Annotated in this window: 16 protein-coding genes and 1 tRNA gene; 10 read left to right on the top strand and 7 right to left on the bottom strand. The window is 60.9% G+C overall.

The features are described from left to right. Position 1 precedes the first annotated feature (1 nt). Complete coding sequence (locus BM177_RS10240) at positions 2–313, bottom strand: DUF2849 domain-containing protein (RefSeq protein WP_091681880.1); 312 nt, start codon at positions 311–313, stop codon at positions 2–4. A gap of 327 nt (positions 314–640) precedes the next feature. On the opposite strand from BM177_RS10240, the gene cysT reads away from it, so the two are divergent. The 5 genes from cysT to BM177_RS10215 all read left to right on the top strand — a co-directional run bounded on the left by cysT (position 641) and on the right by BM177_RS10215 (position 4598). After that, positions 641–1477 (top strand): sulfate ABC transporter permease subunit CysT, encoded by an 837-nt coding sequence (cysT, locus tag BM177_RS10235; RefSeq protein WP_244532251.1) that lies wholly within the window; start codon positions 641–643, stop codon positions 1475–1477. Continuing rightward, positions 1470–2390, top strand: coding sequence for a sulfate ABC transporter permease subunit CysW (gene cysW, locus BM177_RS10230; protein WP_091681876.1), 921 nt, complete (start codon positions 1470–1472; stop codon positions 2388–2390). The genes cysT and cysW overlap by 8 nt, the downstream gene beginning before the upstream one ends. Before the next feature lie 16 nt (positions 2391–2406). Then, entirely contained in the window at positions 2407–3471 is a 1065-nt protein-coding gene (locus BM177_RS10225) for a sulfate/molybdate ABC transporter ATP-binding protein (protein WP_091681874.1), read from the top strand. Positions 3472–3636: 165 nt separating this feature from the next. Next, positions 3637–4308 carry a DedA family protein gene (locus BM177_RS10220; protein ID WP_244532250.1) on the top strand — a complete coding sequence of 224 codons (672 nt, stop codon included), beginning with the start codon at positions 3637–3639 and terminating at the stop codon, positions 4306–4308. Positions 4309–4370: 62 nt separating this feature from the next. Then, the gene (locus BM177_RS10215; RefSeq protein WP_091681871.1) at positions 4371–4598 is read left to right on the top strand and encodes a hypothetical protein; all 228 of its coding nucleotides are present in this window, start codon (positions 4371–4373) and stop codon (positions 4596–4598) included. A gap of 178 nt (positions 4599–4776) precedes the next feature. Here BM177_RS10215 and BM177_RS10210 read toward each other — a convergent pair whose 3' ends face one another. Then, positions 4777–5640, bottom strand: coding sequence for an ABC transporter substrate-binding protein (locus tag BM177_RS10210; RefSeq protein ID WP_091682204.1), 864 nt, complete (start codon positions 5638–5640; stop codon positions 4777–4779). Between the two features lie 203 nt (positions 5641–5843). Between BM177_RS10210 and BM177_RS10205 the strand changes: the two genes are divergently transcribed. Further along, positions 5844–6923, top strand: coding sequence for an Mrp/NBP35 family ATP-binding protein (locus BM177_RS10205; protein ID WP_091681869.1), 1080 nt, complete (start codon positions 5844–5846; stop codon positions 6921–6923). Between the two features lie 19 nt (positions 6924–6942). Here BM177_RS10205 and moaA read toward each other — a convergent pair whose 3' ends face one another. Then, complete coding sequence (moaA, locus tag BM177_RS10200; protein ID WP_091681867.1) at positions 6943–8022, bottom strand: GTP 3',8-cyclase MoaA; 1080 nt, start codon at positions 8020–8022, stop codon at positions 6943–6945. Between the two features lie 94 nt (positions 8023–8116). Between moaA and BM177_RS10195 the strand changes: the two genes are divergently transcribed. After that, positions 8117–8497 (top strand): gamma-butyrobetaine hydroxylase family protein, encoded by a 381-nt coding sequence (locus tag BM177_RS10195; RefSeq protein WP_091682201.1) that lies wholly within the window; start codon positions 8117–8119, stop codon positions 8495–8497. A gap of 35 nt (positions 8498–8532) precedes the next feature. On the opposite strand, the gene BM177_RS10190 is transcribed toward BM177_RS10195, so the two are convergent. Further along, entirely contained in the window at positions 8533–9138 is a 606-nt protein-coding gene (locus BM177_RS10190; protein WP_425284389.1) for a L,D-transpeptidase, read from the bottom strand. 303 nt (positions 9139–9441) lie between these two features. On the opposite strand from BM177_RS10190, the gene BM177_RS10185 reads away from it, so the two are divergent. From BM177_RS10185 to BM177_RS10175, 3 genes are all read left to right on the top strand, one after another. After that, on the top strand, positions 9442–9678 hold the full coding sequence (locus tag BM177_RS10185) for a DUF1467 family protein (protein WP_091682200.1): 237 nt from the start codon (positions 9442–9444) through the stop codon (positions 9676–9678). Positions 9679–9744: 66 nt separating this feature from the next. Next, positions 9745–9820: transfer RNA gene (locus BM177_RS10180), tRNA-Lys, on the top strand. A gap of 188 nt (positions 9821–10008) precedes the next feature. Continuing rightward, a complete protein-coding gene (locus BM177_RS10175; protein WP_091681861.1) occupies positions 10009–10260 on the top strand; it encodes a phospholipase D-like domain-containing protein in 252 nt (83 codons plus the stop codon). A 181-nt stretch (positions 10261–10441) separates the two neighbouring features. Here BM177_RS10175 and BM177_RS10170 read toward each other — a convergent pair whose 3' ends face one another. The 3 genes from BM177_RS10170 to BM177_RS10160 all read right to left on the bottom strand — a co-directional run bounded on the left by BM177_RS10170 (position 10442) and on the right by BM177_RS10160 (position 11718). Beyond that, positions 10442–10639, bottom strand: a complete 198-nt coding sequence (locus BM177_RS10170) for a hypothetical protein (protein WP_091681858.1) — start codon at positions 10637–10639, stop codon at positions 10442–10444. A 468-nt stretch (positions 10640–11107) separates the two neighbouring features. After that, the gene (locus BM177_RS10165) at positions 11108–11314 is read right to left on the bottom strand and encodes a hypothetical protein (protein WP_091681855.1); all 207 of its coding nucleotides are present in this window, start codon (positions 11312–11314) and stop codon (positions 11108–11110) included. A gap of 26 nt (positions 11315–11340) precedes the next feature. Then, the gene (locus BM177_RS10160; RefSeq protein WP_175492563.1) at positions 11341–11718 is read right to left on the bottom strand and encodes a hypothetical protein; all 378 of its coding nucleotides are present in this window, start codon (positions 11716–11718) and stop codon (positions 11341–11343) included. Positions 11719–11828 lie beyond the last annotated feature (110 nt).

Genomic DNA, 11828 nt, shown 5'->3' with positions numbered 1-11828 from the left:
ATCAGCTCCGTTTCGCCGCGGATGCGCCGCTGATCGATGTCGGCGCATAGCCGACCGTCGGGCCCCGCGCCCGGATTTCATCGCGCAGCGACCCCGCTCGCAAAAGGCCTCCGCTAAACGCGACGCCGACGAGAAAAGGATCGATGATCAGATTGCGGGCGACGTCTTCCTGGGCCGCGGCGAGGCCGGCTTCGGTTTCATTCGCCGTCGCGAACAGCCGTGCGGCGTCAATGGCTTCGCCCCAGGAGCCGTCGGCCGAGAGATAGACGACGCGCCCGTCAACGAGGCGATTTGCAGAGATCACTTGCGTCATGAGTTCTCAATCTGGAGAGAGATCCCGATCTGGGGCGCCCGATCCGGAGCAGAGCGGGCGCGAGGGCGCGCGGCGCTCTTCCATCTCGCCTATATCCCAAAATACGCTATTTGACGAGGTATAAAATATTCTACGTAAAAAAAACGTATAATATTTTTCATTGGCTCATTCGATTTGCTCTGGCATATGGTCCATAAAGACGATAGAAATATAGTTCTATCTTCGCCGAACCGCTTGGTCGGAGCGCTCTAGTCGTCCGCGCGCCGCACGTTTCAGGCGTCCGGGCGAGGCGCCGCGAGCGGCTCGTATTAGGAAGGTTTGCCGCACTTGTCACTTGTTTCACAACGCAATTCCATCCTGCCGGGCTTCGGGCTGACGCTGGGTTACACCTTGCTTTATCTCGGCGCCATCGTGCTGTTGCCGCTCGCCGCGCTCGTGCTTCGCGCAAGCAGCCTCGGACTGTCCGGCATCTGGCAGATCGCAATGGAGCCCCGGACTTTCGCCGCCTTGCGAACGAGTTTCAGCCTCGCGCTCGCCGCCGCCGGAATCAATGTCGTGTTCGGCGGAATCGTCGCCTGGGTTCTGTCGCGCTACGAATTTCCGGGGCGCCGTCTGCTGGACGCCGCCGTCGATCTTCCCTTCGCCCTGCCGACCGCCGTCGCCGGCATCGCGCTCGCGGCGATTTACGCGCCCAATGGCTGGATTGGCGTATGGCTCGCGCCGCTTGGGTGGAAAATCGCCTATACGCCGCTTGGGATCGTGGTGGCGCTCGTCTTTATCGGCCTGCCGTTTATCGTGCGCACGGTTCAGCCGGTCATCGCGGAACTCAATCTCGATCTCGAGGAGGCGTCGGCGACTCTCGGCGCGACGCGATATCAGACGCTCTCGCGTGTGATTTTGCCGACCTTGACGCCCGCGCTTCTGACCGGGTTCGCCTTGGCCTTCGCCCGCGGCGTCGGCGAATACGGATCGGTCATCTTCGTCGCCGGCAATCTGCCATATGTTTCCGAAATCGCTCCGCTGCTGATCATCGTGAAGCTCGAGGAATTCAATTACGCGGGCGCGACGGCGATCGCGACGGTGATGCTTGGAGCTTCATTTTTCATCCTGCTGGCGATCAACCTGATCCAGGCCTGGAGCCGAAGGAGGCTTGGCTATGTCTGAGACTTTAGCCGACTGGGCGGAAGCGCGCCCCGTCACCATCGAAGGCCGCACGAAAGCGCACGTGAAAACGCGCAGCCCGGTGACCGGGGAGGGGCCGGTTCTGGCGGGCGTGCTGATCGCCATCGCCGTAATCTTTTTGCTGCTTTTCCTGGTGCTTCCGCTCGCCGTCGTTTTCTACGAGGCTTTCGCGAAGGGAGTCGGCGCCTATTTTTCCGCATTGAGCACGCCAGACGCGCGCTCGGCGATCTGGCTGACGCTCACGGTGGCGGCGATCGCCGTGCCGTTGAACATCTTGTTCGGTCTGGCGGCGGCGTGGGCGATCGCGAAATTCCGTTTTCCCGGCAAAAGCTTCCTGATCACCCTGATCGACTTGCCGTTTTCCGTTTCGCCGGTGGTCGCGGGTCTGATCTACGTCCTTCTGTTCGGGGCCCAGGGTCTTCTTGGCCCCTGGCTGAAGGCGCATGATATCGAAATCATTTTCGCTGTTCCCGGAATCGTGCTCGCCACCGTTTTCGTCACGTTTCCCTTTGTCGCGCGCGAACTCATCGCCTTGATGGAAGATCAGGGCACAGGCGACGAAGAGGTGGCGCTGTCCCTTGGCGCGACCGGCTTCACCGCGTTTCTTAGGGTGACGCTGCCCAATATCAAATGGGCGCTTCTTTATGGTGTGCTGTTGTGCAACGCCCGCGCCATGGGCGAGTTCGGCGCGGTGTCAGTCGTCTCCGGACATATTCGCGGCAAGACCAACACGATGCCGCTGCATGTCGAGATTCTCTACAACGAATACAATGTCGCCGCCGCCTTTGCCGTGGCGTCGCTTCTCGCCTTGCTGGCGCTCGTCACGCTTGTTCTGAAGACAGTTCTTGAATCCCGTTTCGGCGATGAACTTCCAGGAAAATCACGCCGTCACTGAAAAGGGTTAAGCTTCCATGCATGTCCGCGCGGTCGATATCGTCAAGACTTTTACAGCCTCTTCCTCCCGTCCGGCGCTGGACGGCGTCTCCCTCGACGTCAAGAGCGGCGAATTGATGGGACTGCTGGGTCCGTCCGGCTCCGGCAAGACGACTTTGTTGCGGATCATCGCGGGCCTCGACATTCCCGATTCGGGCTCGATCTTTTTCGGCGGGGAGGACGCATCGCAAAAGTCGGTGCAGGAACGGCGCGTCGGCTTCGTGTTTCAGAATTACGCCCTGTTCAAGCATCTGACGATCGCCGACAATATTGCGTTCGGACTTGAGGTCAGAAGCCGCGAATTGCGGCCGCCGAAGGCCGAGATCCGGCGCCGGGCTCTGGAACTGCTCGATCTCGTTCAGTTAACCGGTCTCGAAAAGCGTCGCCCCGCTCAACTCTCGGGCGGCCAACGCCAGCGCGTGGCCCTGGCCCGCGCGCTGGCGGTCGAACCGCGCGTCCTTTTACTCGACGAACCCTTCGGGGCTCTTGACGCCAAGGTTCGGCGCGACCTGCGCGGATGGCTGCGCGAAATTCACCAGCGCACCGGACATACGACGACATTCGTCACGCACGATCAGGACGAAGCGCTGGAGCTCTCTGACCGCGTCGCCGTGCTCAACGGCGGCCGGATCGAGCAGGTTGGCACTCCGGACGAGATTTACGACCAGCCGGCGACGCCCTTCGTCAACGGGTTCATCGGCGAGGCGACGCCGATAGAGGCTCATATCGAGGCGGGATACGTCTATATCGGCGCGCATCAGCTGCGGATCGAAAGCAAGGCTGGTACGTCCGGCAAGGGGAGATTGTTCGTGCGCCCGCAGGACATCGTGATCGGCGACAGCCAGCCGGACTCGCTTCAGGCGCAAATCGTCGCGGTTCGCCGGAACGGAGCCACGCGGCGGGCCGAGATCGAAATTCCCGCGCACGCGGGACGCGTCGAGATAGAAACCCATTCCTCGGTCAGCGTCCGCGCGGGCGATTCAGTTCCGATTCAATTCGTCCGCGGAACATTCTTCCTCGACGGCGAGGGCGCGCCCGCCTGAAGGGCGCGCGGGCGCTGGCGCGCTCGAAAATGAGGCGCTCGGAAATGAGGCGCTTGGAGCGGAGGCTTCACGGGCGGTCTTTGAGGAAACTGCGCCACGCCTTGCGAAATCCGGCGTGGGTCTATATCTCCGCAGTTCGGCCGCGTCCCGAAATCCGGAGCCTCTGTGTTTTCAATCGACCTTCATTCGATTATCGCGCAGCATGGCTATTGGGCTGTCTTCTTCATCGTGATGCTGGAGAGCGGCGGCCTTCCATTCCCGGGGGAAACAGCGCTGATTCTCGCCGCGGCCTATGCGGGGGCGACCGGCAATCTCGATCTCGCCTATGTCATGGCCGCCGCGGCGGCGGGCGCAATCATCGGGGACAATATAGGCTTCTGGATCGGCCGCACCTTCGGGGCGAACCTTCTGCAGCGCTACGGCCAGTTCATCCACCTGCCCGAAAGCCGGCTCAAGCTTGGCCAGTACCTTTTCAACAAACATGGGGCGAAAATCGTCTTTTTCGGCCGGTTTATCGCTTTGCTCAGGATTTTCGCGGCGCTGCTCGCAGGCGTCAACAATTACGCCTGGAGCCCGTTTCTCTTTTATAACGCCGCCGGCGGAATTCTCTGGGCGGTTTTAATGGGGACAGGCGGATATCTGTTCGGGGACGCCCTTCACCGCGTGAGCGGACCCCTCGGAATCGCCGCGCTCATCGCAATCGTGGCCGGCGTCTTCGCCAGTATGTATGTCATCCGCCGTGAAGAAAGAAAGATGGAGCGGCGCCTTGAGGCCGCTCCCGAGGGCGAGCTTCTGGGCGTCGGAGATTGCAAACAGAAGTCCCGGGACGCGGTCTGAGACAGCGGAACGAAAGGAAGGCGGACGGCGTTAAAAATCGGTGTTTATCATGGAGTTGATCGATGAGAGCCGATTTTGCGCTTGTTCTCGCCTCCGTTCTGGCTGGACCGGCGTTCGCACAGATGGCGTCTGGCGCGCCGGGCGGCAGCGAGACCATTCCCGAAAAAAAACCGCCTGCCGGGTTAGGGCAATTCGACGGACGAAGCAGCAGCCAGGGCGCTTTTAAGCCAGCGCCGGGAATTGATCCGGAAATCGTCAAACCGGCGCGAGAGCGCTTTCCGATCGCATGAAGTCATGCGATCGATCAGAAATCGCTCCAGAGTCAAAAGCTTGAGCATATTCTTATCGATCGGATTGATTCAATCCGATCGGAACATGCTCCAGTGCCGAACCCGAACTCGACCCCTGTCATTCCGCCAAATCAACCCGGAGAGTTCAAATAGGGGTTTGGACCGGGGCGCGGGCGTTTCAGTTGATGTCGAAGTTGAAATATTTCGCCCTGATTTTGGCGAAGGTTCCGTCCTCCATCACTGAATCGAGGGCCTTCTCGAACATCGCCTTGAGCGCCACGTCACTCTTTCTGAGGCCGACGCCATCGCCATCGCCGAAATAGACCGGGTCGCGCGGGACATCGCTGACGAATACGCAATTCTGCGCCTCGTGACGAGTCCGGATGAACTCGTCCAGAGCGTCCTTATCCCCAATGACCGCGTCAAGGCGGCTCTCGGCCAGATCCAGAACCGCTTCTTCGAGAGTGGCATAGGCGTGAATTTCAGATTGTTTGTAGAGATCCTCCAGAAAGGCTTGATGCGGCCCGCCCGACTCGACGCCAAGGCGTTTTCCGGCGAGTCCGGCCGGGCTGACGTCGGCTGGAACGTTATCCCTTGACGCCATGAAGGCCGAGGGCATCCGCACATAGGGCTTGGTGAATGCGATCTTTTCGCGTGCGGCGTCCGTGATCTCCATCGCGGCCATGATCGCGTCGTATTGATGCGCCAGCAGGCCGGGAATGAGGCCGTCCCAGTCCTGCGCGACAAAACGACAAGACACCTTCATTCGTGAACAGAGCTCGCGCCCCAGATCGATTTCAAAACCGGCAAGTTCGTTATTGTCGAAGTAATTATAAGGCGGGCGCGACCCTTCGCTTGCGATCGTGACCTCGGTCCAGACCTTTGGGGCGGTTTCCTCGGCGTTCACGGAAGACGCGGCGATCGATGACGCGAGAACGAAGGCGGCTCCTAGAATGAGGCGCCGGGCGCTGTCGACGAGAGGCCGGGAAACGCTTGCAAACAGGATTTCTCTCCAAGGTCTATCGAGGGGCGACGGCCGCATCGCTCCTCTGGCGGACAGGTTATATACGACGGGATAAGGCTGCACAAAGCGGAGTTGCGTCGTCGTCGGTTCAATGCGGGACAAAGTGAAACCCGCCGTTCGACGCGTTTTGCATTGCTTTCAAAAACAAGGCCCGGCATTTGAATATGCCGCAAACAGTTTTGCGCGGCGCGTGGCGCCGAAGGGATGGAGCTCACTCACAAATGGTCAACGATCAAGACGTGCTCAAGGCGCTTCAGGCCGTGCCTGGGCCAGACGGCAAGACGCCTCTGCCACAATCCGGAGCGATTGCGGGACTCACAGTCCGAGAAGGGAAGGTCTATCTTTCGATCGCGATCGACCCGAAGCTTTCGGCTGCGATGGAGCCGATGCGCGTCGCCGCCGACGCCGCTGCGAGGAAGGTCAGCGGGGTCGTCAGCGCCTTGGTCAGCCTCACCGCCGAGGCGCCGCCCGCCCCGTCGCCGAAGACGCCCGCGCCTCGCAACATCGCTATTCCGGGAATCGCCAACATCATCGCCGTGGCGTCCGGCAAAGGCGGCGTCGGCAAATCGACGACCTGCGTCAATCTTGCGCTGGCCCTCGCCTCCCTCGGCTGGCGCATCGGAATTCTCGACGCCGATATCTATGGGCCTTCGCTGCCGCGCCTGCTTGGGCTGAAATCCAAACCGACCTCGTCCGGCCGGACCATCCAGCCGCTGGAGGCCTACGGGATCAAGGCGATGTCCATCGGCTTCCTGGTCGACGAGGAGGATCCGATGATCTGGCGCGGGCCAATGGTGATGTCCGCGATCCAACAATTGCTCCGCGACGTCGCCTGGGGCGAGCTCGATTGTCTTGTTGTGGACATGCCGCCGGGCACCGGGGACGCGCAATTGACTCTGGCCCAGTCCGTTCCGCTGGCGGGCGCGGTGATTGTTTCGACGCCGCAGGATCTGGCGCTGATCGACGCCCGGCGCGGCATCGCCATGTTCAAGAAGGTCGATGTGCCGGTGCTCGGCATCGTCGAGAACATGAGCTATTTCCTTTGTCCCCATTGCGGCGGCCGGTCCGATATTTTCGCTCATGGCGGCGCCCGCCATGAAGCGGATCGATACGGGGTTCCGTTCCTTGGAGAAGTGCCGCTCCATATGGGAATTCGGGAGACTTCGGACGCCGGTCGTCCCGTCGCCGCGGTCGAGCCGGACGGCGCTCACGCGGCGGTGTACCGGGACATTGCCCGCCTCGTGAAAGACAAACTCGAGGCAGGCCGAGCTCGCGCCGCGCCGAGGATTGTTATTGAGTGAAGTTCAACGGGACGACGCGTCAGCCGCCGGTGACGCTCATATGCCGCGCCACCGCAGGCTTCGCGCCCGAGCGGTCGATGACGAAATCATGGCCCTTGGGCTTGCGGGCGATGGCGTCTTCGATGGCGTCCTTCAACAGATCGTCCGCCGCCGACGAGCGCAGCGGCCCGCGCAGGTCGGCCGCGTCTTCCTGGCCAAGACACATGTACAGCGTGCCGGTGCAGGTCACGCGCACCCGGTTGCAGCTTTCGCAGAAATTGTGCGTGTGCGGCGTTATGAATCCGAGTCTGCCGCCGGTTTCGGCGACGCGGACATAGCGGGCGGGGCCGCCGGTCTTGTAATCAAGGGCGCGCAACGTGTAGCGCTCGGCCAACTGGCTCTCGACAAGGCTGAGAGGAAGAAACTGGCCGACGCGATCCTGCGAGATGTCGCCGAGCGGCATGACTTCGATCAAGGTCAGGTCGATCCCGCGCCCGTGCGCCCATTCCAGCATCGGGACGATTTCGCCGTCGTTGACGCCCTTGAGCGCGACCATGTTGATTTTCACCGCGAGGCCGGCGCGTTGGGCCGCGTCGAGTCCCGCCAGAACCTGTTTAAGGTCGCCCCAACGCGTGATCGCCCGGAATTTTTGCGGATCGAGGGAATCGAGGGAAATATTCAGCCGCCGCACGCCGCAATCCGCGAGCGCCGCCGCATGAGGCGCAAGCTGGGAGCCGTTGGTCGTCAGGGTGAGTTCGGCAAGGGCCCCGGACTCGATATGGCGCGAAAGCGACCGGAAGAGGCTCATGATATTGCGGCGCACAAGAGGTTCGCCGCCGGTGATCCTGAGTTTTCGCACGCCGCGTCCGATGAAGGCGGCGCAGAGCCGGTCGAGTTCCTCGAGACTCAAAAGATCGCGCTTTGGCAGGAAATTCATGTCTTCCGACATGCAATAGACGCAGCGCATGTCGCACCGGTCGGTCACCGAGACGCGCACATAGGAAATTTCCCGCCCGAAAGGGTCGATCAGCGCCGGCGCGGCCGTCGTCAGTCCCGGCCGCAATGGTCTGGCGGGCGCGTCGGCCAAGGGAGTTTCGAGAGTTTCGTCGAAGAGCGTCATCGTTTTTCATTTAGCATTTGCCGAAGCGTTCGCGCCACGACAAAAAATGGCTAACAAGGTTGCAGGCGGCAAGGTTGCGGGACAGGTCAGATCGATGAACGAAAAAATTGGGCCATGGCCAAGCGAGCTTCGCATTCAAGACTCTGGCCGAGTCCTGCGGATCAGTTTCGAGGGCGGGCGCGCCTTCGATCTTCCCGCCGAATATCTGCGGGTGATGAGCCCAAGCGCGGAAGTCCAGGGCCATCGCGCGGAAGAGCGCCTGACGGTTGGGGGCAAGCGTCATTGCGCCATCGCCGGGATCGAGGAGGTCGGCACCTATGCGGTGCGGCTGATCTTCGATGATTCCCATTCAACCGGGATTTTCACCTGGGCGTATCTGCACGAACTGGGCTCGCGGCGGGAGCAAATGTGGGCGGCCTATGAGGCCGCGCTTGCCGCCAAGGGACTTAGCCGCGACCGCGCCGGACAAGCCTGATCGCAAAAGGGGCGTATCGCCGGGATTCGCCGGTTTCAGCGCTGAACAATGACCCTCGCGCCGATCTGGACGCGTTCATAAAGATCCGTGACGTCTTCGTTGGTCATCCTGATGCAGCCCGAGGACACCGCCCTGCCGATCGATTCGGGCTCGTTCGAGCCGTGAATGCGGTACAGCGTGCCGCCGAGGTACATCGCGCGGGCGCCGAGCGGATTGGCGGGACCGCCCGGCATAAAACGCGGCAGATCGGGACGCCGGCGGATCATCTGGGGCGGCGGCGACCACGAGGGCCATTCTCTTTTCATGACGATCGTTTGCGTTCCGCTCCATTCGAAACCCGGCCGCCCGACCCCGATTCCATATTTGACGGCCTGATTGCCGGGCAGGACATAATAAAGCCGGCGCTCTTCCGTCGAGACAACGATCGTTCCGGGAGCGTGGGGCCCGGAATAGGCGACGATCTCGCGCGGCGGCGCCGTCGCGCGGGGCCGGCCGGCCAGATCCACCGAGGGCGCGTCCGGTTGCTGCGATTCATGGGCGATCGCCTGCGCCGCGAAAGCTGCGAGCGCCAGTCCGGCCGAGGCGCAGGCCAGCCTGCGGCCCGACCCCCGAAAGCCTTGAGGCATTTCTAACCCTTTCATCCTCGAGCTTCTCAAGGAGTTGGCGCGAGCGCCATCAGAGAGCGGCGCGCCGAATCGCGAACAGTATCAGGCGCGCAGACAGAGCTGACAATGGCGAAAATGAGGCGAAATGTTAAGGCTTCGCTCAAAATTGCGTCGCCTCCGGCGCATCGACCTGATTCTTGGCCCGAGTCCATCCTTGGTGGAGTCCACCCTTGGCCAGAGTCCGGGCCGCTGGTTTGACGCCCCGCGTTTCCCTTCTATCCTGCGCCGCGGCCAGCCTTCCCGCGCTCGGTCGGCGCAGAAAACCTTCGGATGACGCGCATGCCTTTCTCGCTTCCTTTGTCGATGGCGATTTACTTCACGATCTGGTTCACCGTCCTTTTCGCTGTGCTGCCGTTCGGCGTGCGTTCTCAGCACGAGGCCGGGGAAATCGTCTCGGGGACCGAGCCGGGCGCTCCGGTTGCGCCCCGTCTGCTCGTCAAGGGCCTCTGGACCACGCTGATCTCGGCCGTCGTCTTCGCCGGCCTGATGATCTTCGCCCATTACGCGCAAGGCTGACGCTCGATCCCGCTTCGGGATTGACGCTGGCGGCCGTTGCGGCTACTTCACGCTGACCTCAAAAGAGAGCGCGTAGCTCAGTTGGTAGAGCATCTGACTTTTAATCAGAGGGTCATGGGTTCGAATCCCATCGCGCTCACCAAAGATATCAAAGACTTGGCTAAGTTTCTACTGTTGCCGTTGAGCTATTTTTTTGCGGGGGCAACGCATGGGGCAACGGACCGCAGCTTTCTTCCTCTCCCTCACGAGCTTCTAACCGCCCGTATGGGATAAAAAGAACTTCGCTCGCGTTTCCAGCGCTACTTGGCTCGTGCTCGCGATTGGGACGCCATGCGTGGTCGACCCGGCGCAGCGATCCACTACGCCCCGGCGGAGAACCTTGAGCGGATCGACGTCGCGCTCATCGATGTCGCCCGGCGCGGGATCGACATGGCCGCCTATGTGTTGACCGATTGGCCCGTAATCGAGGCATTGACACGCGCAGATAATCGCGACGGCGCGGCACGGATCATCCTCGACGTCGCGCGGCTCGCCCACTTTAAGCGGACTGGACCACTCCAAGCCGGCGAACAAATCTCCTAATTGTCACCTGCTAGGCGCGCTTCTTGCTTTGTTCTACACGCCCTCCTTGGGCGTTTCCTCCCATGACTTGGGCCGCTTGCAGCAATGCTGGCGGCTCTTTTATTGACGCCTGCATAGTTTCAGTTGATGGCAAATTTTTGTCGTCTCGTCGGACGCCATTCTCATGCGAGGGTGTCTGCGATCAATCGGTATCGCTGGCTTCTCGCCAGCCTGCAACAAACACCTCAAGCTCTTCTCCGGTGTGAGCATTCCACCACCGGTCGTCCTTAAAAAGAATCCGGAACGGAACGGGATATTGGCCAAAATCGTCCTCGGCGAGGACATGAACGATCGATCCTTCCTCAGGTGTCGTCGTACTGTTCCATTCCGGCTCTGACATTACTCTTGGCTCAAGTTGGAGGCTTCGGCAGACTTTCGCCGAAACCGACCGTTCCATTCGAGCATAGACGCATAAGTTGCAACGATTCGATATAAACTGAGGTCTTCCAGAAGGCGTGCGTCTCGCTTCGGCAGCTGGTCGACTTTAAGGGCGCGCATAGTGGCGGAGCGCGCCAAAAGGCGAAGTGCGAATTGATGCCGCCCGTCAAAATTTCCTCGCCTATGATTAATGCGATTTCATTACCAAACAATTTGGGACGGTCTGCGGGGCGGTACAGCCATTAAGGGTGCTCCCGCACGCCGTCCTGCGGCGCGACGGGCGCACGCCCATCAGCTCTTTTCAGCTCGCGCTGCCGTTTCAAAACGGTCAATCCGGACGACAGACGAGCGAGCCGCGCGTCTCAGCGGCGCCTGCCGCCGCGATATGATGGCAACGCCCGCGCTTTTGGGTGTTCGCCGCCGCGGCCGTCTAATTCAGCCTCAACCGGCGATCATCATGTTTCTTCGCCGCAGGGATCTTGGCGATCGAAACGTCCGGTAATTCTCGAAGAATTGAACGTGTCGCTTCCAAACTCTTCTGAACCCGATAACCCTCCGCCTCAGCAGCCTCAAGTTCGCGCAGACGCTCCCAAAGGACGTAGAAAATCTGACTCTTCAAATTTATCATGGCGTCCATCCAACGGAGTTCCCAGATTCGAGGATTCAGGACGCGAGAAGGTCGCGGATGATCGATTCGGTTATCGCGTCATCGACAAAGTAAAGCTCAACATATCGAGCCTTTAACTTCGCCTCTTCGAAATTCGTGGCAACCGATTTTGCTATCTCATGCTCCAGCCTAAGGACCTCTTGAAAAGCGGCGCCGGCAGCGCGATCCGCAGCGATCCGGTCGACCGCGCTGGAAACGAGCTTTTCGAGGTTTCGATAGTACGCTTTCGTCTTATCGAGTTCGGCCGCGAGCGCCCTTAATTCTGGGTTGATGCTGCTCCCTGATTTGCCGAGCTCCGCTGAGGGCGCGCTGCCGTGGCCGGTGGCGGCGGATCCGGATGCGAGGAAAAGGCGGCGAGTTTGGTTCTCGGTCACGGTCACGCCCTCCAAGCTAGTGTAGTGTCTCACGCAAAGCTTGACAATTCGCCTCATTCGGTTACGGTTGTTTCATGTGGTCGAGCAGTCAAGCTGTTGAGATAACGCCC

Source organism: Methylocapsa palsarum (assembly GCF_900114285.1).
Taxonomy (GTDB): domain Bacteria; phylum Pseudomonadota; class Alphaproteobacteria; order Rhizobiales; family Beijerinckiaceae; genus Methylocapsa; species Methylocapsa palsarum.
Note: the sequence above shows the minus strand (reverse complement) of the source record. Positions and strands in the feature narration are given on the sequence as shown.